Raw genomic sequence first — 20,262 nt, forward strand, 5'->3', positions numbered from 1 at the left:
GCCATTTCGGGCAACGCGGGTCAAGGTGCAGAATTTAGAGGAAAGAACCGAGAAGGTTCGGTTCTCCCGAGGAGGCCGCTCATGACCGCTCGCACCCCTGATGCCGAGCCGCTGCTGACCCCGGCTGAGGTCGCCACCATGTTCCGCGTCGACCCCAAGACGGTCACGCGGTGGGCGAAGGCCGGAAAGCTCACGTCCATCCGTACGCTCGGCGGACACCGCCGTTATCGCGAGGCTGAGGTCCGCGCCCTGCTCGCGGGTATCCCGCAGCAGCGCAGCGAGGCCTGAACAACTTCATAACCGGGCAAGTCGGCAGGTCCCCCAACGTGCCGAGGCGTTCCGGAACCACAGCTACAAGCGACGCGGGTTCTGCCCCAACAGAGCCCACGCCCAAGGCTTCAGGCAACTGACAGGGTGCGTCGTAGATCGCGCTGGACTCCGCCGGGTCCAGCGCGATCTTTTTTGTGCGCTGAACCCAGGCTGCCGGGGGGCTCTGTGTGTGGCCTTGTCGGAGCCTGGGGAGGGGTGTCGGATCTCCTGTGGGTGCCCCCGCCCGGGTGGTGCAATTGCACATATTAAATTGACCAGTTGTAGGCGGGGTGTAAGCACCGAGGTTTCGGAAACTCATCCGGTGACACCCGTCACATGCCACGGAGCTTGTTGCCTCTGGCGTATGTGCGCTAGAGGAGGCGCGCGTTCCAGCGTCCCACGGCGGAACGGGTGTTGGGGCCGGCGAAGGTCACGCGGGCGAGGGACTTTCGTCCCCGACGACCTCGGCCGCCCCGACCACCTCCGCCGCCTCCTCCACGGCGAGAGGCGGGGAAGCCATCGCCAGCCGCAGCAGGTGATGGCAGATCGGGCAGTGACGGGTGAGATGTCGATAGGAGGAAGCGGCCGACAGGTGCGCACGGAGCAACGCCCGCGTCTCGTGCCTAGCCGATGCCGCCATACGCCACCTCCAGGGGCCGTACGGAGAACGGGCCCTGGTTTCCTGGGTACCGAGCGAATGTGACGCCGTCAAGGCCGCGTGAGGCGGCTCAAGGGCTCGTGCGGGCGCACGCAGAAGAGCCCGGGTCTTTCGACCCGGGCTCTTCTATCGATGCGGTCCTGACGGGATTTGAACCCGCGGCCTCCACCTTGACAGGGTGGCGAGCACTCCAAACTGCTCCACAGGACCAGGTTTTGCCGCGCTATTCGTGCGTTGCGCTGCGAGAAGAGACTGTACAGGAGGGTGGGTGTCCTGGTCGAACTCACCCTCCGTACGTGATCCGTTACGGCGCCAGCGTGTCGATCGCCTTCACGATGCGCTTGTCGGAGACCGGGTACGCCGTGCCGAGCGCATGGGCGAAATAGCTGACCCGGAGCTCCTCGATCATCCAGCGGACATCGAGGACCTGCTGCGGAACGGGACGGCCCTGCGGCATCTGCTCCAGCAGCCAGGCGTACTCGTCCTGCATCTCGTGGACCTTCTCCATGCGGGTCGTGTCCCGCTGGACGTTCGTCGGCATCTGCTGGAGCCGGCGGTCCGCTGCGACCAGATAGCGCATCAGGTCCGGCAGCCGCCGAATGCCCGTCGCCGTGACGAAACCGGGCTTCACGAGGGCGTTCAGCTGCTTGCGCACGTCTGTCAGGTTCGCGAGCAGCGCGGGGCTCTGAACGCCCTTCAGGCGGCGCTCACAGGCCTGCCAGGCCGCCAGCACCTGCTGCACCTGCCCGACCGTACGGACCGTCGTGTCGACGATCTCGGCGCGGACCTTGTCGTACAGCTTCCGATACGACTCCTCGTCCCACGCCGGACCCCCGAAGTCGCCGATCAGCTTGTCCGCGGCCGCCATCGCGCAGTCGTCGAACAGCGCCTGGATCGAACCGTGCGGATTCGCCGACAGAGCCAGCTTCTGCGGGTTCGTCAGCTTCTCGGACGCGAACTTCGCCGGATTCACCGGGATGTTGCGCAGGACCAGCCGGCGCGTGCCCTGCCACATCGCCTCCGCCTGCTCCGCCTCCGTGTCGAAGAGGCGTACGGAGACCGTGTCGCCGTCGTCCACCAGCGCCGGATACGCCTTGACCGGCTGACCGGCACGGCGGGTCTCGAAGACCCGGGTGAGCGTGCCGATCGTCCAGTCCGTCAGCCCCTTGCGCTCCAGGGACTCGCCGCCCTGGCGTTCCGCGGTCGCCGCCGCGGCCTGGGACAGGGCCTGGCGCGCCTTCGGCCGCAGCCTGAGCTTCAGCGCCTCCAGGTCCTTGTCCTCGGCCAGCTTGCGGCGCCGCTCGTCGACGATCCGGAACGTGATGCGCAGATGGTCCGGCACCTTCGACCGGTCGAAGTCCTCCGCCTCGAACGGCACCCCGACCATGCGCTTCAGCTCACGCGCCATCGTCACCGTCAACGGCTCCTGAAGCGGCACCGCCGCGTCCAGGAAGCGCCTCGCGAAGTTCGGAGCCGGCACGTAGTTGCGGCGGATCGGCTTCGGCAGGGACCGGATCAGCTCGGTGACCAGCTCCTCCCGCAGGCCCGGGATCTGCCAGTCGAAGCCCTCGTCCGTAACCTGGTTCAGCACCTGGAGCGGGACATGGACCGTCACACCGTCTGCGTCCGCGCCCGGCTCGAACTGGTACGTGACACGGAACTTGAGCTGCCCCTGCCGCCAGGAGTCCGGATAGTCGGCCTTCGTGACTGCCTCCGCCGACTCCCGGATGAGCATCTCCCGCTCGAAGTCCAGGAAGTCCGGCTGCTCGTGCCGCTTGCGCTTCCACCAGGAGTCGAAGTGGGCGCCGGACACGACGTGTTCGGGCACCCGCTGCTCGTAGAAGTCGAACAGGGTCTCGTCGTCGACCACGATGTCCCGGCGCCGCGCCCGGTGCTCCAGCTCCTCGACCTCGCTGAGCAGCTTGCGGTTGTCGGCGAAGAACTTGTGGTGCGTGCGCCAGTCGCCCTCGACGAGCGCGTTGCGGATGAACAGTTCCCGGGAGACCTCCGGGTCGATGCGCCCGTAGTTCACCTTGCGCTGCGCGACGATCGGGACGCCGTAGAGCGTGACCTTCTCGTACGCCATCACCGCCGCCTGGTCCTTCTCCCAGTGCGGCTCGCTGTACGTGCGCTTGAGCAGGTGCTCGGCCAGCGGCTCGACCCACTCCGGCTCGATCTTCGCGTTCACCCGCGCCCAGAGGCGGGAGGTCTCGACGAGCTCGGCCGACATCACGAAACGCGGCTGCTTCTTGAACAGCGCCGAGCCCGGGAAGATCGCGAACTTGGCGCTCCGCGCCCCCAGGTACTCGTTCTTGTTGCCGTCCTTCACGTCCTTCATGCCGATGTGCGAGAGCAGACCGGCCAGGAGGGAGACGTGGATACGGTCGGCGGGGGCGTCGTTCTCGTCGAGATGGATGCCCATCTGCTTGGCGACCGTGCGCAGCTGGACGTAGATGTCCTGCCATTCGCGGATGCGAAGGAAATTCAGGTACTCCTGCTTGCACATGCGCCGGAAGGAGCTGGAACCGCGCTCCTTCTGCTGCTCACGGATGTACCGCCAGAGATTGAGATACGCGAGGAAATCGCTCGTCTCGTCCTTGAAGCGGGCGTGCTGCTGATCGGCCTGGGCCTGCTTGTCGGCGGGGCGCTCGCGCGGATCCTGGATGGACAGCGCGGCGGCTATCACCATGACCTCGCGGACACAGCCGTTGCGGTCGGCCTCCAGGACCATCCGGGCCAGCCGGGGGTCCACGGGGAGCTGCGCCAGCTTGCGGCCCGAGTCCGTGAGCCGCTTGCGCGGGTCTTTCTGCTGCGGATCCAGCGCCCCGAGTTCCTGCAGGAGCTGCACGCCGTCACGGATGTTGCGGTGGTCCGGCGGATCGATGAACGGGAACTTCTCGATGTCGCCGAGGCCGGCCGCGGTCATCTGGAGGATGACGGACGCGAGATTCGTACGGAGGATCTCGGCGTCCGTGAACTCCGGGCGGGCGACGAAGTCGTCCTCGCTGTACAGCCGGATACAGATGCCGTCACTGGTACGGCCGCAGCGGCCCTTGCGCTGGTTGGCGCTGGCCTGCGAGATCGCCTCGATGGGCAGCCGCTGGACCTTGGTGCGGTGGCTGTAGCGGCTGATGCGGGCGAAGCCGGGGTCGATGACGTACTTGATGCCGGGGACGGTCAGCGAGGTCTCGGCGACGTTGGTCGCCAGAACGATCCTGCGACCGGTGTGCGGCTGGAAGACGCGATGCTGCTCAGCGTGCGAGAGCCGGGCGTAGAGGGGCAGTACCTCCGTGAACCGGTATTTCTTCTTCTCCAGCGCGTCCGCGGTGTCTCGGATTTCCCGCTCACCGGAGAGAAAGACGAGGATGTCGCCCTTCCCCTCGGCCTGGAGCTCCTCCACGGCATCGCAGATCGCGGTGATCTGGTCCCGGTCGGCGTCCTCGGAGTCCTCTTCGAGGAGCGGCCGGTACCGCACCTCCACCGGATACGTCCGCCCGCTGACCTCGATGATCGGCGCGTCACCGAAGTGCCGGGAGAACCGCTCGGGGTCGATGGTCGCGGAGGTGATGACGACCTTGAGATCGGGCCGCTTCGGCAGCAGCTGCGCCAGATACCCGAGCAGGAAGTCGATGTTGAGGGACCGCTCGTGCGCCTCGTCGATGATGATCGTGTCGTAGGCGCGCAGCTCGCGGTCGGTCTGGATCTCGGCGAGCAGGATGCCGTCCGTCATCAGCTTGATGAAGGTGGAGTCCTGACTGACCTGGTCGGTGAAGCGCACCTTCCAGCCGACGGCCTCGCCGAGCGGGGTGCGCATCTCCTCGGCCACGCGCTCGGCGACCGTACGGGCGGCGATCCGGCGCGGCTGAGTGTGCCCGATCATGCCGCGCACGCCACGCCCGAGCTCCAGACAGATCTTCGGAATCTGCGTCGTCTTCCCGGACCCGGTCTCACCGGCGACGATCACCACCTGGTGATCCCGGATCGCCTCCGCGATGACGTCCTTCTTCTGGCTGACGGGCAGCTGCTCGGGATACGAGACGGCCGGCATCCGGGCCCGCCGCGCACCCATCCGCTCCTCGGCCCGCACAGCCTCGGCCTCGATCTCAGCAAGAACAGCGGCACGCGCCTCCGGCTTACGGATCTTGCGCGCACCTTCGAGCCTGCGCCCGAGCCGGTGCGCATCACGCAGGGACAGCTCGGTCAGGCGGGCGGCGAGGGAGCCGAGGGCGGGGGCAGATTGCGTAGACATACGCGATCCAGGATCTCATCCCGGGGAAATCCGTGGCGAACGATTTGACGCCGCCTCCCCGCAGCGCCCGTCACACCCGAGGAAAACACCGAGGGCCCCGACCGTCTGGTCGGGGCCCTCGGGCTGGTGGCTGGGGCCGGGGTCGAACCGGCGACCTATCGCTTTTCAGGCGATCGCTCGTACCAACTGAGCTACCCAGCCACGAGATCCACAAGTGGATCTCAGCGGTCCTGACGGGATTTGAACCCGCGGCCTCCACCTTGACAGGGTGGCGAGCACTCCAAACTGCTCCACAGGACCAAGCTGTGTGGGCGACCACTAGTGTCGCACACGGTTTTGCGTGCCCCCAACGGGATTCGAACCCGTGCTACCGCCTTGAAAGGGCGGCGTCCTAGGCCGCTAGACGATGAGGGCTATCGGCCCGCCTGGGCGCTTCTCAGCGCGTCGGGGACGTGAGAAGCATATGGGATGGCGGGAGGGATCGCCAAAACGGTTTACGGGGTGGGGGTGGGGGTGGGGGAGTTGCCCGGGTGGTTCTCCTCCGGGAGGTGTCGGCTGACCTCGGCCGTCGTCAGGCCCAGGCCGCCCAGTTCGATCTCGTCCCAGGCCTGGAGGCGCTTGGTCTCGCGGTCGAAGTAGAGGATCGACGTCTCGATGGGGTCGGGGTACTTGCCTTCGATCGCGCGGAGGCCGCTGCCACCCGTGGAGCCCTCGATGCGCAGGCGGGTGCCGTGGTCCAGGATCTCCATCTCGTCGTGGTGGAGGTGGCCGGCCAGGACCAGGGGGACCTCGCCGTCGACCTCGCGGGCCGCCGAGGGTTCGTGGGCGACGGCGATGTCGACCGGGGTGCCGGCGGCCTGCTGGTCGCGCAGGGCCGAGGCGAGGCGGGCGCCGGCCAGTTCCTGAGAGGCCTCGGCGCCGGGCTTGTTCGTGCGGTCGGGGGTGAACTGGGGGTCGCCGATGCCCGCGAAGCGCAGGCCGGAGACCGTCCGGGCCTTGCCGTTGTCCAGGACGTGCACGTTCTTCAGGTCCTCCAGGTACTGCTGGGTGATCATCGAGTCGTGGTTGCCGCGGACCCAGACGTAGGGGGCGCCGAGGTCCTCGACGGGGTCCAGGAAGCCGTTCTCGGCGGCCGTGCCGTGGTCCATCGTGTCGCCGGAGTCGACGATCACGTTCACCTGGTACTGGTCCACCAGCGAGGCGATGATCTTCCAGCTCGCCGGGTTGAGGTGGATGTCGGACACGTGCAGGACGCGGATCGTGGTCGGGTCGGGCTGGTAGGCGGGGAGCGTGGACGTGGCGTCGTAGAGCTTGGTCACGTTCGTCACCAGGCGGGCCAACTCCTTCTGGTAGACGTCGAATTCGGTGACGATGCTGCGGGCGTCGCCGACGAGGGACGGCGCGGAGGAGAGCAGGCCGGAGAATTTCGGCTCCAGGACGGAGTTCGGGTTCCAGGTCGCCGCCGCGGTGCCGCCGGACGCCGCCAGGAGGGTCAGGGCGAGGCCGCCGGCGGCGAGGGCGCGGCGGGGGCGGCGGTAGACGGCGAGGCCGAGCGCGGTGGCGCCGGAGACGACGGCGACGCAGGAGCGCAGGGCGAGGTCGCGGGTGCCGTGGGCGATGTCCTGGGTGACCTCGTCCTGGAGGCCGGAGATGCGTTCGGGGTGGTCGATCAGGGCCTGCGAGCGGACCGGGTCGAGCTGGTCGACGTTCACGTCCAGGCGGACCGGGGCGTGGTGGCTGTCCAGCCGCAGTGCGCCGAGCGGTGAGACGTTGATCTTCGTGCCGCCGGTGGCCGACGGGCGGAGCGTCATCGTCGTGTCCATGGGGCCGACGGGCACGCGGACGTTGCCGACGATCAGCAGGCCGAGCCAGGCGCCGAGGAGGACGACGGTGACCAGGCCCAGGGCGCGGCTCCACGGGTGCGGCTGCGGGACGAGTTCGACCGTGGTGGGTGCCTGGCGGGCGCGGTAGTGGCGGGCGAGGGCGCGCGGGGCCCTTCGTATCCGGTGGGGGACGGTCAGGACGGCGACACGGACGCGGGCCATTGGTCCCGTATGCCCAAGTCCTGGGGTTGATATGCGGGGTGTTCACGGCTCTCGTACGGACGGGTCGTGAACGACAATGGCTCTGTGCTGGAGATGACGCGCGAGGAGTTCGAGGAACTGGTCGCCGAGGCGCTGGACCGGATCCCGCCGGAGCTGACGCGGCTGATGGACAACGTCGCGGTGTTCGTCGAGGACGAACCGCCCGCGGACGATCCCGAGCTGCTCGGGCTCTACGAGGGGACGCCGTTGACGGACCGGGGCGAGTGGTACGCGGGTGTGCTGCCGGACCGGATCACGATCTACCGCGGGCCGACGCTGCGGATGTGCGAGTCGCGGGAGGACGTGGTCGCGGAGACCGAGGTGACGGTCGTGCACGAGATCGCGCATCACTTCGGGATCGACGACGCGCGGCTGCATGCCCTCGGGTACGGATGAGCGCCGCGCGTGTCCTCTTGTGGGCGGCGGGAGTTGGGCAGGTTGACTCCTTCACCCTCCCCGGAGGTGGCTGCCCGTGCGCCCCTTGTACGTACCCGTCCGTCTGGCCGCCACCGTCATGGCCGTCGCCGCTGCCGCCGGCTGTATGAGCGTGGGAGACGACGGCGGCGGGAGTGCCAAGCCGTCACACTCCGCGGGGCAGCGTGGCGGGGAGGAGCCCGACGGGGGGTCCGCGGTGTCGGGCGGTGGGGCCGGGTACGGGGGCGTGGCGGCCGGCGGTGAGCACGGGGACGGGAAGGGCAAGGGCAAGCGGAAGGGCAAGGGGAAGGACAAGGACGGGGAGTCCGCGTCCGCCTCGCCCTCCGCGTCCGCGCCGGCGAGCGGGGCTCCGGCGCCGGGCAAGCCGGGGAAGACGGAGAAGCCGGCGGAGCCGACGCCGACGAAGGTGCCGCCGACGCCGACCCGGCCGGTGGAACCGGAGCCGACGTCCACGCCGCCCGAGCCGACTCCTACGCCTGAGCCGACGGTGGCGGAGCCGTCGTCGTCGGCGCACGGGGACGCGGAGCCGCAGCTGATGCAGCGGGAGCCGGCACCGGAGGCGGGATCGCCGGTGTGACCGAGGTCTTATGCGCTCGGTTTGCCTTCGAGGGTGGGGGGTGCGTATGGTTATAGATCGTTTGATTCATTTGCCCGGCGCCACTGCAGAGCGCGCCGTGTGGCGCGTTCTCTCCCTTGCCGTGGCTGACCGCATTGAGGCGGTCGTATTGCGAACACGGAGTTGACGGGCGCGTGCCGACGAGACTCCGGAAGGTTTCGCATACGCATGTCCATTTCCAGTACTGATCACGTTGTCGTGCCCGAGAACGGCGAGAACGACGAGACCAGCACCCCCGAGATCACGTTCGCCGATCTCGGTCTGCCCGAGGCCGTTGTGCGCAAGCTCGCGCAGAACGGTGTGACCACCCCCTTCCCGATCCAGGCCGCGACCATTCCGGACGCGCTGGCGGGCAAGGACATCCTGGGCCGCGGCCGTACCGGCTCCGGCAAGACGCTGTCCTTCGGTCTGCCGACGCTGGCCCGTCTGTCCGGCGGCCGCACCGAGAAGCACAAGCCGCGCGCGGTCATCCTCACCCCGACCCGTGAGCTCGCGATGCAGGTCGCGGACGCGCTCCAGCCCTACGGCGACCAGCTCGGCCTGAAGATGAAGGTCGTCTGCGGCGGTACGTCGATGGGCAACCAGATCTACGCCCTTGAGCGCGGCGTGGACGTGCTGGTCGCCACCCCCGGCCGCCTGCGCGACATCATCAACCGCGGCGCCTGCTCCCTGGAGGACGTCGAGGTCGCCGTTCTGGACGAGGCCGACCAGATGTCGGACCTGGGCTTCCTGCCCGAGGTCACCGAGCTGCTGGACCAGGTCCCGTCGGGCGGTCAGCGGATGCTGTTCTCCGCCACGATGGAGAACGAGATCAAGACGCTCGTCGACCGGTACCTCGCGGACCCGGTCCTGCACGAGGTCGACGCCGCCCAGGGCGCGGTGACGACCATGTCGCACCACATCCTCATCGTGAAGCCCAAGGACAAGGCGCCGGTCACGGCCGCGATCGCCTCCCGCAAGGGCCGCACGATCATCTTCGTCCGCACCCAGCTGGGCGCCGACCGTGTCGCCGAGCAGCTGCGGGACGCCGGTGTGAAGGCCGACGCGCTGCACGGCGGTATGACGCAGGGTGCGCGGACGCGGACGCTGGCCGACTTCAAGGACGGTTACGTCAACGTCCTCGTCGCCACCGACGTCGCCGCCCGCGGTATCCACGTCGACGGCATCGACCTGGTGCTGAACGTGGACCCGGCCGGTGACCACAAGGACTACCTGCACCGCGCCGGCCGTACGGCCCGGGCCGGCCGCACCGGCACGGTCGTGTCGCTGTCGCTGCCGCACCAGCGCCGCCAGATCTTCCGCCTGATGGAGGACGCAGGCGTCGACGCCGGGCGTCACATCATCCAGGGCGGCGCCGCCTTCGACCCGGAGGTCGCCGAGATCACCGGCGCCCGTTCGATGACGGAGGTCCAGGCCGAGTCCGCGGGCAACGCGGCGCAGCAGGCCGAGCGCGAGGTCTCCCAGCTCACCAAGCAGCTGGAGCGTGCGCAGCGGCGTGCGGCCGAGCTGCGCGAGGAGGCCGACCGTCTGGTGGCCCGGGTCGCCCGCGAGCGCGGCGAGGACCCGGAGGCCGCGGTGGCCGAGGCGCAGGCGGCGGTGGCCGCCGCCGAGCTCGCGGTGCCGGAGCAGCCGGAGGCGCAGGACATCGACCGGGGCGAGCGGGAGCACCGTACGGAGTCTTCGGCGCCGTACGAGCGTCGTGAGCGCCGTGACGACCGTGGTGGCCGTTCGTTCGAGCGTCGGGACAACGACCGTGGCGGCTTCCGTCGCGACGACCGTCGTGACGACCGTGGTGGGCGTTCCTTCGAGCGTCGCGACAACGACCGCGGTGGTTTCCGTCGCGATGACCGTCGTGACGACCGTGGTGGGCGTTCGTTCGAGCGTCGGGACAACGACCGTGGCGGCTTCCGCCGTGACGACCGCGGTGGCTCCTTCGAGCGCCGTGACGACCGTGGTGGTCGCTCCTTCGAGCGCCGTGACGACCGTGGCGGCCGTTCGTTCGAGCGTCGCGACGACCGTGGCGGCCGTTCGTTCGAGCGCCGTGACGACCGCGGTGGCCGTTCGTTCGAGCGCCGTGACGACCGCGGTGGGCACCGTGGCAGCGACCGTCCGTTCAACCGTGACCGCCAGGGCGACCGCCCCGGCTTCCGCTCCGGCGGCCACGAGCGTCCCTACGGCCGCCGTGACGACCACCGCGGTGGCGGCTCCTTCCAGCGCCGCGAGGACAAGCCGCGCTGGAAGCGCAACGGCTGACGCCTGCTGAGCATCTGACTCACCTCGAAGGGCCCGTACGACTGCGGTCGTACGGGCCCTTCGGCGTTCCGTGGACCGGTTTGCCTGACTGCTGATGATTCGCGAACGTGTTCGAATTCTTTGGGTCCCCTGTGTTAACTTCCGCGCCTCCCAGACCAGTTGGAGGTGTCCAGTGGCCCCACGCCACAGGCCCAACCGCACTCGTTCCCTCCTGCCGGGCGCGCTCGCCGCGTCCGTGGCGCTCGCGGTGACCGGCGGAGCGCTCCCCTTCCTCGCGTCCGACGCCCATGCCGAGACGGCTCCGGTGTCCCTCACGATCGACGCCCCCGACCGCTATCTGCCGCGTGGCTACAACCTGGAGTCGGCGGGGAGCGCCGGCGACCTCAACCGCGTGGAACGCGACGCTTCCGAGGACTTCACCGGGTACCGCTGGAGCCCGCTGTCCGGTGACCCGCTGGCCGTCGGCAAGGACCCGGCCGACGCCTCCGCCGAACGCATCGGCGGACACGCCTCGGACGTCGTGGGCGTCTACACCCCGGCCGACCGGTCGGTGGAGCTCAAGGACACCAAGGCGGGTACGTCCACCCGCTTCACGCTCCCCGAGGGGCAGACGTACCACGGCACCTACGGCGACACCGTGGTGACCGCGACCTGGACCGCGGACGGCTCCGTCGACTCCCTGCACCTGCTGCGCCACCGCGACGGGCAGCTGGTGGACACGCCGGTGACCGGTGACAACGGTGTGCGGCCGGCGTCGTACAAGGTGCTCGGCGCCGGCGACGGCGCCCTCGCGATCTGGGTCTCCGGCGACTCGACCGGCCAGGTCGGTCTGGTGGACACGGCGAGCGGGAGGATCACCGGCGTGCTCAAGGGCACGTGGGGCAGCGGGTACACGCAGGTGGCGGTCGGCGCCACGCACGTCGCCTGGTTCGATCCGGCCTACGGCGACCAGAGGGCGCACGTGCTGCGCCGGGACGCGCTCGGCGGTGCGGAGACCACGGTGGACGTGGCCTCGTCGTACGAGCAGCGGGCATACATCGCGCTGGTGGGCGACTGGGTCGTGTCGCTGCGCCAGACCGAGTCCTTCCGCAACAGCGACGCGCCCAAGGACCGGGGCGAGCCGCTGCTCGCCGCGCCGGTCGGCGGGGGCGAGGCGCGGACCCTGCTGCCGCACGCGCGGCTCGGCGGGACCTACGGGCTGAACGCCACTCCGGACGGCGGGGTGCTGGTGGCGGGCGGTGCCTCGGCGGGCGACTGGGGCGTGCGCAAGGTGAGCGCGCAGACCGACGGGACGCTCGCGGTGAGCACGGTGCGGTCGGTGTCGCCGAAGGCGGGCTCGTACGGCGCGGTGACGCTGGCGGCCGGGGACCTGGCCACCTACGAGCCGGACACCAACTACCTGCCCTCCCTCTACAAGCGCCACGTCGAGCTCGGCGCGAACGCGTCGGCGGGCGGGCGCAGCCTGGTCGCCCAGCCGCCGCTGAGCACCGACGGCACCGGCGGTTCGGCGGGCAGCGGGGCGTTCGCACTGGGCGACGGTGCCTTCGCCTATCCGAAGGGCAGCGGGATCGACGTACGGTCGACGCCGGACGACGCGGTGTCGATCACCACGCCGGGCGGCGGCCAGATCGTGGACGCGTCGGGGCGCTACGTCGTCTTCGGCCACGGCTACATGTCCGGGTTCGGGACGTACCAGCAGTACGTCATCGACCGGGAGAAGCCCGGCGAGGTCCTGCTGACCCGGGCGGCGTCGGCGGCGGCCGTCTGGGGCAGCACCTTCTGGACGCCGGGCGACAGCAAGGGCACGGTCAAGGCGACCGACCTGAAGTCCGGCGACACCGAGTCCTTCTCGCTCGGCAAGGAGTGCACGCCGACCGATCTTCAGGCGGTGGGCCGCTGGGTCTACTGGACGTGCGAGGCCTCCGGCGATCCGGCGGGCTCCGGTGTCTGGGACCGCACGACCGGACGCATGATCGACGTGCCGGGCAACGGCGAGCTCGGCGACGGCTATGTCGTCGTCCACGACGAGAGCGCCGGACAGCTGCGCCTGCTGGACTTCCACACCGTCGACTCGGTGCAGACCCGCACCCTGGCCGACCTGCCGGGCTACCTCGCCCACGGCCACTACGCCGTCGACCGCTTCGGCGGCGGCGTGGCCTACCTCCCCGAGCGGGGCCGGCCGGGCGCACTGCGTGCCGTCGCCTCCGATGTGCCCACCTCCCCGCTCGCCGGGATCGAGGCGCACCCGGAGAACGCGGTCGACCTGGGGTCGGCCACGGACACGCGGTGGAGCGGCGCCTGGCAGCTGTCCAAGCCGGCCGCGGCCGGTGCCCGCGTCGTGATCAAGGACGCCTCGGGCGCGACCGTGCGGACCCTGGACGCGGTGCGCGGCGGGGCCGCTCTCGACGCGGTGTGGGACGGCACGGTCGACGACGCCTCCGGCCGCGAATACGCCCACGACGGCACGTACACCTGGGAGTTGACCGCCGCCCCCGCGGACGGCCAGGGCCCGGACCTGCGGCTCACCGGCACCATCGAGGTGACCGGCGGAGCGCCCGGTCTGCGGTGATTCGCGGCCGTCGGCGCCGCTAGATCCGTAGCCTTTCGCAGTCGGACGCGGCCGCGTCGCCAATACCCGATCGGAGACGCGGCCGCCTCCGGCTATGCTCGTGGAGGCAACATCGCCTGGGCCCTTAGCTCAATTGGCAGAGCAGTGGACTTTTAATCCATTGGTTGTGGGTTCGAGTCCCACAGGGCCTACGGTGCGGGTGGCGGGGGTAACCCCTCTGACCTGCTGTGCAGCGCTCGGGTCGGCTTCGGCTGACTCGGGCGCTGACTAGTTTTCGGTTGTATGCGTGAGCGATGCGTGAGCGGATGGGCTGGAGGCACCCCCGCACTGGAGAGCGCCGACTTGCTCAAGCTGTCAGATCGAACTGCTTGAGCCAATCCGGATCGGCATCGCCCACCGTGGCGACCAGCCCGCCGCAGAGCATCACCATGTACACGGTGAAGAGCATCGGGTCGTCCCCGTAGCGCTCGACTGCCTCGTTGAGGGTCACATCTGGCGCGTCCGGGTGACCGATGAACCCTGCTGCGTGGAGGAGGTCGTCGTGCTGGATCCCCAGGCTGTCGGAGACCCACCTGACGGCGTCGCGCGCCTGTTCCTCAGTAATCTGCTCCCGCGCCCCGACAAGCCACCCCATCAGGATTGCCCAGACCGCGGTGGGATCTGAAGGATGCTCACCCTCCGTGAACGAGGCCCCAGGCCCCTGGGAGGGGTTCCGCATCCACGACGCTATATCGGCGCGCAGACGCTTTGCGGTGCGGACACGGGAGATCTCGGAGACATCAGGCGCGACGTTGTGCCCCGTCCGAGAGGCTCGTGCGCTCCGGCGGCGCTGGCTGTTTCGTCCCATGGACCGAGCATGAGGCCCGAGCCCGCTTCGGGGAGGGGGAACGGCTGAGAACGATAAGTTTGGTCGACGGCCTGATACGGCTGCCGGAGTACTGGCTCGCCGCGGTCCTGGGCGCTTCTAGCCCCGCGCTTTCATGAAGCGGGCTGTCCGGCAGGCGGTCAGGAAATCGAGAAGTGCCCCTGACCAGTAAGAATGAGGATTTTCGAGGTCCTTGTTCCTGTCACAGCCGGAGGCACTTCCCAGGTGAAGCACCAATCGGGGCCTACACCGGCCAGTGGAACCTGGCGCCCACCCGATGCGACAACCGGGAATACCGACCGGCACGGCTAATAGCGGTCAGCGCCACAGCGACCCAGTCGCAGCGAGGAAGTGGTGCATGGAAATGCCCCGGTCGATGTCGATGTCGAGCGCTGCTACGACTGCAGTGATGGGATTAGCGATGCCCATGCCCTCAGAGCCAGCGAAATTGAGTCCGACCACCCGACTGGCCCCGTCGATCCACAAGCTCCCGGAATCACCAGGGAGACTCGGATCAGTGTTCTCGATGACGATCTGGTTCCTGAACCTCAGCGTGCCCTGAGGGTAGCCCCGCACGTCGACCTCTGCACTGACATCGGTGACGACGGCAGACGTCGCACCGGATGTCCGGCCCGACTTGCGGACCTCCCCGCCCAAGACCGGATCAGCCATGCCGGCGAACGAACCTTGCTCAAGCAGTTCACGCAGCAGGAAGCGGTGACCGGACAGGACGGCGACCGCGCCATCGACCTCGTCCGTAAGCGCGAAGCGGTGTAGCAGCCCAACGACATCCGCACCCGTTCCAGTGTCGCCGCCGCCCGTCCCGGGCTGAATGATGGTCTCGCCGGGTTGGCAGACGGGGCTGCCACACAGCACGTGCCAGTTGCTGAGGATCAGGTCCTGCTGTGTGTGCCGGTCGAAGACCGATCCGCCCAGCGTGCCGGAGCCGCCCATGACTTCGTTGCCGATGCTGATGCCGCCGATCATGGGGTTGTGCCGGGCTCGGTGCTCGTCGATGTCGCTTGGAGCACCGTGCACATGGAAGCGTGCTTCGATTACATCGACTGGGATCCCTTCGATCTCCCGGGGCAGGATGTCGGCTGTGGCCAACTCGGACTCGGGGAGCTTGCGTTCGACATAGACGCGGATAGCCACCCGGTCCGTACGGACGCCTCCGATCAACTTGAGCCCTACGCCAACGCCGGTCACGCGCGGATAGGTACGCAACCGCTCGGCGGCATCCTGCTTCACCGCAAGGACGCGGCCCAGCAGCATCTCACCATCGGCATCGGCAGAACTCATTGGAATTCCCCGAGTTGCACGGTGGTGAGCCGCGCGTTCCCGTCTGGATGGAGCACGGTCACCGGCAGTCCACTGACGAGCGCATCACGGAGCAGGGAGATCCACATCGTGTGCATGATCCGCTCGAAAGCCGAGATCTCCGGTGGCGCAAACCACAAGATGAAGGTCTCCTTCACCCCACCTGCGCCGCTCAGTTGTACGAAACCGGCGTCATCAAAGACTCGTAGACAGGTTACATTCCCGGTCATCGCAGCCATGTCGTCACCGTCCCTGGACCGTCTTCGCCTGCATACGGCTACTGCTGCCTGAGCAGCTGCATCAGATGTAAAGCCACTCGAATATCGCCGCGTACGCGCATGTCGCCGAGGGCGAACGCCTCCAACGGTGAGAGGCTGCCCGTCGCCAGCTGCCGCCAGGTCTCAGCCCCGACCAGCACCTCGAGGTCGGGGCGGTGAGCCCGCTCGCTGCTCACGGTGCAGGCATCGGGCCCCAACTCCAGCGTCCACGACCGGGCCGCGTCGTCGGCTGAGATACGGAAGTGCACGCGCGCGCGGAGCGTAGAGCCAGCAACCAGCTCCCCGAGCCGCTCGAACGCCGAGCCAGGGTCACCGTCCTCTGCATGGGGCAATTGCGGAAAGGGCAACAGGAATTCGGCGAGCGTCGGGTCGTTGCGAAAACTGTCGGTCAATCGAGACCGCGAGTCACCACCCATGGCTTCTCCCAGTCGGAGGGTGCTTTGAGTCAGCTATACCGTCGTGTCAGCAAGCTGTCCAGCTGCCGGGTCGGATCTATCCGGCGGTGTGGATTCCGCTCGGTGACTGAGGCGCCCAACCGCGATAGAAACGAGCAGCCTGGCGTCGTGACTGAACCACAGGAGATAGCCGCGCCCCGGCATGTGAGCATGCATGTGGGCCCGCCGTTCCGACGCAGGCCGCCTCGTCGAGCGTCGGTGTGGGGGCGCTAGACGCATTAACTAGAGCCGCGATCCAACGACTGGTTCAGGTGAGGTCGTTGAATCCAGGGCAACGACGCGCGCAGGTCGGGGGCACTCCCGTAGGTGCTCGGACGCCAGGTCCAGCCGCCCCTGCAACTGCTGTTGGCGGAGAGGTGGGCAGCGCAGGCGTTCATCTCACTGATCCTGCCGGACTCCTACCTTCCGTCGAATCAGACCGGTGCAATGGTGAAATGTCCACCAGGAGCAACCTCTCGCCAGATGAGGACACCCCCGATGGCGACTCGCCTGAAACTGCTGTCGGACAGTCGCCCACCAGCAGGCGCATGGATTGGAGCCAACGATTCGAGATCATTGTGCATGCAGTCACCGCCTTCGCCGCCGTCGCCGCTCTCCTATTCGCAGGGATCTCGTCCATTCAGGCGCGTGATGAACTCAAAAACAGGAATCGAGAGCTCAACATCTCGGAGCAGGGGCAAGTCACCGAACGCTTCACCGCGGCGACTGAACAACTCGGTAGCGAGACCGTCGACGTTCGCCTGGGTGGGATCTACTCACTTCGCAGAATCATGAACGACTCGCCGGAAGATCGACAGGTGATACTTGAAGTGCTCACGGCCTTCATTCACACCCATGCGACGAAACCTAAACTGGTCGCCAGTAGCGGGGTGCCGAAGGCTGGAGAGGACGCTCAAGCGGCAGCCAGGATCGTCACAGCTCGCCCGATCAGTAAGCCAATCGACGACGATTTCTTCGGACCTGACCTGAGTGGAATATACCTTCCGGGAACCCAACTCTTCGGGGCGAACCTTCAATATGCCAGGCTGCAAGGAGCCGATCTAACGCGCACGGTCCTGGCCAGCGCTCGCCTTGAGGAGGCGCAGCTGGCTGGGGCTAAACTAGTGCGCGTATACGGCCTTTCTGCCGAATTGAGTAATGCGGACCTCTCCAAGGTCGACGCCGAAGATGCGAATTTCTCCGGGGCGCGCCTGACGAGTTCACTCCTCGTGAAAGCTGACCTGAAGGGGGCAGTATTTGATGCTGCTGATCTCCAAGGTGCGGATCTTGACGGAGCAAATCTAAAAGGTGCCAATTTCTTCGATGCAAATCTACGTGCCGCTAGCCTCGAAGGGGCGCTGCTGGAAGGAACGGACCTGCTGAGGGCGCGAGGGATCACCGTTGAACAGATCGTCAGTGCGCGCCCCACAGCGACTACGAAGCTCCCACTGGAAATCGCCAAGGATGCTCGCGTCCGGGCCCGTATCCAAGCCGTGGAACACGGCTGTCGTTAGCGCCGATTCCCGCGTTGGCGAGGAATGAGTCGTGCAGCTGCCTCTGCCGCGGCACGGTCGACCTCGGGGAGAAGGCTCGTATACGTGTCCGACGTCAGGGTGATCGTGGAGTGCCGCAGGGTCTCCTTGATCGTGTGGATATCGCCGCCGCCTCCGTGCGTGAGGGTCGCGGCTACGTGACGCAGATCCCGCAGGGTGATGGGCGGGAGGTCGGTCGTGGCGAGGATGCGGCGGAAGGTCTCGGAGACCGTCCCGGGGTGGAGCCACGAGCCGTCTTCCTTCGTGAAGACCTTGCCGGTGTCCTGCCAGGCTTCGCCCCACTTCGCGCGCTCCTTGTCCTGGCGGGCTTTGTGGTCGCGCAGTTCGGAGATGGTCGTGCTGTCGAGTGCGATCGTGTTGGCGCTGCCGTCCGTCTTGGGCTCGGATTCGTAGGGGTCCCAGCCGTCCACCACGATCTCCTTGGCGGGCGTGATGAGGCCGGCGTCGAGGTCGATCTCGTGCCAGTCCTGGCCGACCGCCTCGCCGCGCCGGAGGCCGCGGGTGCCCATGAGGTGGAAGATCGCGTACAGGCGGTCTCCTTCGGCCGTGTCAAGGAAGGCGCCGAACTGCTGCGGGGTCCACACCATCACGGGGCCGGGGATCTCGCCCGTCTCGCGCCAGCGCCGGACTCGTTCATCGGTCCAGAGAAGGGGCTTCGGGCGCTTGCCGGACTCCAACTCGACGTGGGACGCCGGGTTGAAGGTGATGAGCTGCTGGGCGATCGCGGAGTTCAGGGCCGCGCGCAAGGTGCGGCGGATCGCCTGGCGGGACGCCGGGCCGGTGATCTTCCGGAACGGCTTCATCTCTGCCAGCTTGGCGCGCTCGACCGCGAGTAGTTTTCGCTCGGCTCCTACGGGGCGGCCGGGCTTGCTCGGTTTGCAGCGGGCGATCTGTTCGCGGCGGGCCTCGTTCTCGGTCGCGATGACCTCGTTGTCGTCGGCTATCCCGTCGAACATCTCCACCAAGTGGCCGACGTTGAGACGGTCAAGGCGTACGCCGCCGATACGCGGCTTCAGGTGGACGTGGATGTGGGAGGCGTAGCCGTTGAGCGTGGTCTTGCGGCGCTTCTTCGCGGCGAACCACTGGTCGAGCCACTCACCGACGGTGAGGCTGCCGCGGAGGGCCAGGCCCGCCCTCAAACGGCGTCGGGTCTCCTCGATGGCCGGGAGCGGAGCCTTCTCGACCGCGACCTCCTCCAGCATGTCGACGAGGCGCTGAAGGCTGTCAGGGTCGTCCTTCTCGGCCAGGGCGAGCAGGGAGCGGAGGTGGTCGAGGTCGGCCTGTGCATCCTTCAGGGACTCGTAGCCGGCGCGGCTGAAGGAGCGGCGGGTGCCGTCTTCGTGGGGCGGGAGCTCCTGGCGTATGGAGTACGAGCCGTGCTTGCGGCTGGAGAGCTTCGGGCACTTCTTGCCCAGCGGCTTGCCGGTGTGGGGGTCGCGGCAGTAGCAGCGGCGGTGGGTGGAACCCTTCAAAGATCGTTCTCCTCGGTGGTGCTGGGGTCGGTCTCGGGTGGGTCGACGTCGGCGAGTTCCGACGGCAGGTGCGGTGGGGTGCCGCCGTCTTCGCGGATGAAGGCGCGGGCGCTGCGGAGCCGGTACTTGGCTTCCAACGCCCTTTCTGCGTAGTCGGCTTGAGCGAGTACGGCTTCCTCGCGCTCTGCGCGGTTGGGTGCGGTCTCGGCCTTCCAGCGCTCGTGCTTCTCGCCCTTCAGGGCGGCCAGGGCGGCGCGCTGGTGGCGAATGTGGGCGCGAAAGGAACGGAGCATGTCGTCTTCCATGCCGAAGTCCTCTGTATCGCCGGTGAACCAGCGCATGGCGTCCCAGGTCTGTTCGGAGTACTGCAAGGGCAGGCGCTGGACTCGGTCGACGTAGCCGACGGGGTAGAGCAGGCAGATCGGGTAGGTCCGCAGGGCTTCGGCGAGGACGATGACGTCGACCAAGGGCAGGTTGGCGCGGCGGCCAGATTCCATGTTGGCGATCACGTTGCGTGGGATCGGGTGGCCGATCTCCTCGCAGCGGTCCGCCAGGTCCTGGGCGCTCATGCCTAGCTCCTTCCTGCGTCTGCGGACCTCGGCGGCCACGGTGGCCATCACCTGGTCCACCCACTCCGGGACGTCGTCTTCGTCCCTTTCAGCATCCAAACCACGTTGTGTCATGCAGACACATTAACTTCCCTAACGTTGATTCCGTGGCTTGGAGACGAGCGCGATCGCCGTGTTCGCCGAGGGCTCAGTCATAGATGGAGCGTGTATGCGCGAGAACGAAACCGCGGACCGGGTGAAGGGCATGAGCCGCGAGGAGCTGCTAGAGCTTCCCGCTGCCGTTGACCTGGAGACAGGCAATCGGGCGTTGGGGCTTGGGCGGAGCAAGGGGTACGAGCTGGCGAAGCGCGGCCAGTACCCGTGCAGGGTGCTGCGGCTGGGCAACGCCTACCGGGTGGTGACTGCAGACCTGTTGGCCCTGTTGGGCCTGGCCGCGTGAGAGCGGGGAGCTGTAGCAGACCGTTCTGCGCTGAGCTGACACAGAAATGCTGGACTGTTGCCGGGCGTGGACGTACGGTCCGTGTTCCCTCGCGATGGCCTGGCGCCAGCGAGAAAGGGGTGGGCCCCCGGCGGTGCAACGCCAGAGGCCCGAGCAACC

General features: G+C 68.0%; 16 protein-coding genes and 5 tRNA genes. 8 read left to right on the plus strand and 13 right to left on the minus strand.

Translation table 11 applies throughout. The annotated features are described in order from the left end of the window. Positions 1–81: 81 nt before the first annotated feature. Entirely contained in the window at positions 82–288 is a 207-nt protein-coding gene (gene bldC / locus AB0Q90_RS16415) for a developmental transcriptional regulator BldC (RefSeq protein WP_003949541.1), read from the plus strand. A 451-nt stretch (positions 289–739) separates the two neighbouring features. Here the strand turns inward: bldC and AB0Q90_RS16420 are convergent, their stop codons facing one another. From AB0Q90_RS16420 to AB0Q90_RS16450, 7 genes are all read right to left on the minus strand, one after another. Continuing rightward, positions 740–949 carry a DUF6274 family protein gene (locus AB0Q90_RS16420; RefSeq protein WP_363165420.1) on the minus strand — a complete coding sequence of 70 codons (210 nt, stop codon included), beginning with the start codon at positions 947–949 and terminating at the stop codon, positions 740–742. 153 nt (positions 950–1,102) lie between these two features. Beyond that, positions 1,103–1,177, minus strand: a tRNA-Asp gene (locus tag AB0Q90_RS16425). A gap of 94 nt (positions 1,178–1,271) precedes the next feature. Next, on the minus strand, positions 1,272–5,216 hold the full coding sequence (gene hrpA, locus AB0Q90_RS16430) for an ATP-dependent RNA helicase HrpA (RefSeq protein ID WP_363165421.1): 3,945 nt from the start codon (positions 5,214–5,216) through the stop codon (positions 1,272–1,274). Between the two features lie 124 nt (positions 5,217–5,340). Continuing rightward, a tRNA-Phe gene (locus tag AB0Q90_RS16435) sits at positions 5,341–5,417 on the minus strand. 24 nt (positions 5,418–5,441) lie between these two features. Continuing rightward, positions 5,442–5,516: transfer RNA gene (locus tag AB0Q90_RS16440), tRNA-Asp, on the minus strand. A gap of 41 nt (positions 5,517–5,557) precedes the next feature. Next, positions 5,558–5,630: transfer RNA gene (locus AB0Q90_RS16445), tRNA-Glu, on the minus strand. Between the two features lie 80 nt (positions 5,631–5,710). Beyond that, complete coding sequence (locus AB0Q90_RS16450) at positions 5,711–7,261, minus strand: metallophosphoesterase (RefSeq protein WP_363165422.1); 1,551 nt, start codon at positions 7,259–7,261, stop codon at positions 5,711–5,713. Between the two features lie 84 nt (positions 7,262–7,345). Between AB0Q90_RS16450 and AB0Q90_RS16455 the strand changes: the two genes are divergently transcribed. The 5 genes from AB0Q90_RS16455 to AB0Q90_RS16475 all read left to right on the plus strand — a co-directional run bounded on the left by AB0Q90_RS16455 (position 7,346) and on the right by AB0Q90_RS16475 (position 13,364). Further along, positions 7,346–7,696 (plus strand): metallopeptidase family protein, encoded by a 351-nt coding sequence (locus AB0Q90_RS16455; RefSeq protein WP_009327618.1) that lies wholly within the window; start codon positions 7,346–7,348, stop codon positions 7,694–7,696. Between the two features lie 76 nt (positions 7,697–7,772). Then, entirely contained in the window at positions 7,773–8,312 is a 540-nt protein-coding gene (locus tag AB0Q90_RS16460) for a hypothetical protein (RefSeq protein ID WP_363165423.1), read from the plus strand. Between the two features lie 207 nt (positions 8,313–8,519). After that, on the plus strand, positions 8,520–10,604 hold the full coding sequence (locus AB0Q90_RS16465) for a DEAD/DEAH box helicase (protein WP_363165424.1): 2,085 nt from the start codon (positions 8,520–8,522) through the stop codon (positions 10,602–10,604). A 172-nt stretch (positions 10,605–10,776) separates the two neighbouring features. Then, entirely contained in the window at positions 10,777–13,173 is a 2,397-nt protein-coding gene (locus AB0Q90_RS16470; RefSeq protein ID WP_363165425.1) for a FlgD immunoglobulin-like domain containing protein, read from the plus strand. A gap of 118 nt (positions 13,174–13,291) precedes the next feature. Continuing rightward, positions 13,292–13,364 (plus strand) — tRNA-Lys (locus AB0Q90_RS16475). 155 nt (positions 13,365–13,519) lie between these two features. Here AB0Q90_RS16475 and AB0Q90_RS16480 read toward each other — a convergent pair. The 4 genes from AB0Q90_RS16480 to AB0Q90_RS16495 all read right to left on the minus strand — a co-directional run bounded on the left by AB0Q90_RS16480 (position 13,520) and on the right by AB0Q90_RS16495 (position 16,052). Beyond that, positions 13,520–14,020 carry a hypothetical protein gene (locus AB0Q90_RS16480; protein ID WP_363165426.1) on the minus strand — a complete coding sequence of 167 codons (501 nt, stop codon included), beginning with the start codon at positions 14,018–14,020 and terminating at the stop codon, positions 13,520–13,522. Positions 14,021–14,356: 336 nt separating this feature from the next. After that, positions 14,357–15,340, minus strand: coding sequence for a hypothetical protein (locus AB0Q90_RS16485; protein WP_363165427.1), 984 nt, complete (start codon positions 15,338–15,340; stop codon positions 14,357–14,359). After that, positions 15,337–15,597 (minus strand): hypothetical protein, encoded by a 261-nt coding sequence (locus tag AB0Q90_RS16490; protein ID WP_363165428.1) that lies wholly within the window; start codon positions 15,595–15,597, stop codon positions 15,337–15,339. Before AB0Q90_RS16490 ends, AB0Q90_RS16485 begins: the two co-directional genes overlap by 4 nt. Positions 15,598–15,635: 38 nt before the next feature. Beyond that, a complete protein-coding gene (locus AB0Q90_RS16495) occupies positions 15,636–16,052 on the minus strand; it encodes an SCP2 sterol-binding domain-containing protein (RefSeq protein WP_363165429.1) in 417 nt (138 codons plus the stop codon). 473 nt (positions 16,053–16,525) lie between these two features. Between AB0Q90_RS16495 and AB0Q90_RS16500 the strand changes: the two genes are divergently transcribed. Continuing rightward, positions 16,526–17,584, plus strand: a complete 1,059-nt coding sequence (locus AB0Q90_RS16500; RefSeq protein ID WP_363165430.1) for a pentapeptide repeat-containing protein — start codon at positions 16,526–16,528, stop codon at positions 17,582–17,584. Here AB0Q90_RS16500 and AB0Q90_RS16505 read toward each other — a convergent pair. Further along, complete coding sequence (locus tag AB0Q90_RS16505; RefSeq protein WP_363165431.1) at positions 17,581–19,095, minus strand: site-specific integrase; 1,515 nt, start codon at positions 19,093–19,095, stop codon at positions 17,581–17,583. The two genes, AB0Q90_RS16500 and AB0Q90_RS16505, sit on opposite strands and share 4 nt — an antisense overlap. Next, positions 19,092–19,778 (minus strand): helix-turn-helix transcriptional regulator, encoded by a 687-nt coding sequence (locus tag AB0Q90_RS16510; RefSeq protein WP_363165432.1) that lies wholly within the window; start codon positions 19,776–19,778, stop codon positions 19,092–19,094. Before AB0Q90_RS16510 ends, AB0Q90_RS16505 begins: the two co-directional genes overlap by 4 nt. A 94-nt stretch (positions 19,779–19,872) precedes the next feature. Here AB0Q90_RS16510 and AB0Q90_RS16515 point away from each other — a divergent pair, with 94 nt between their 5' ends. After that, on the plus strand, positions 19,873–20,103 hold the full coding sequence (locus tag AB0Q90_RS16515; RefSeq protein ID WP_363165433.1) for a hypothetical protein: 231 nt from the start codon (positions 19,873–19,875) through the stop codon (positions 20,101–20,103). The last annotated feature ends 159 nt before the right edge of the window (positions 20,104–20,262 follow it).

Source organism: Streptomyces sp. NPDC079141 (genome assembly GCF_040686775.1).
Classification (GTDB): Bacteria; Actinomycetota; Actinomycetes; order Streptomycetales; family Streptomycetaceae; genus Streptomyces.

Coding starts and splice junctions, on each gene's coding strand:
- hrpA (WP_363165421.1), bottom strand. CDS start 5,216: ATGTCTACGCAATCTGCCCCCGCCCTCGGCTCCCTCGCCGCCCGCCTG.
- AB0Q90_RS16450 (WP_363165422.1), bottom strand. CDS start 7,261: ATGGCCCGCGTCCGTGTCGCCGTCCTGACCGTCCCCCACCGGATACGA.
- AB0Q90_RS16500 (WP_363165430.1), top strand. CDS start 16,526: ATGTCCACCAGGAGCAACCTCTCGCCAGATGAGGACACCCCCGATGGC.
- AB0Q90_RS16495 (WP_363165429.1), bottom strand. CDS start 16,052: ATGGGTGGTGACTCGCGGTCTCGATTGACCGACAGTTTTCGCAACGAC.
- AB0Q90_RS16465 (WP_363165424.1), top strand. CDS start 8,520: ATGTCCATTTCCAGTACTGATCACGTTGTCGTGCCCGAGAACGGCGAG.
- AB0Q90_RS16420 (WP_363165420.1), bottom strand. CDS start 949: ATGGCGGCATCGGCTAGGCACGAGACGCGGGCGTTGCTCCGTGCGCAC.
- AB0Q90_RS16485 (WP_363165427.1), bottom strand. CDS start 15,340: ATGAGTTCTGCCGATGCCGATGGTGAGATGCTGCTGGGCCGCGTCCTT.
- AB0Q90_RS16490 (WP_363165428.1), bottom strand. CDS start 15,597: ATGGCTGCGATGACCGGGAATGTAACCTGTCTACGAGTCTTTGATGAC.
- AB0Q90_RS16480 (WP_363165426.1), bottom strand. CDS start 14,020: ATGGGACGAAACAGCCAGCGCCGCCGGAGCGCACGAGCCTCTCGGACG.
- bldC (WP_003949541.1), top strand. CDS start 82: ATGACCGCTCGCACCCCTGATGCCGAGCCGCTGCTGACCCCGGCTGAG.
- AB0Q90_RS16510 (WP_363165432.1), bottom strand. CDS start 19,778: ATGACACAACGTGGTTTGGATGCTGAAAGGGACGAAGACGACGTCCCG.
- AB0Q90_RS16515 (WP_363165433.1), top strand. CDS start 19,873: ATGCGCGAGAACGAAACCGCGGACCGGGTGAAGGGCATGAGCCGCGAG.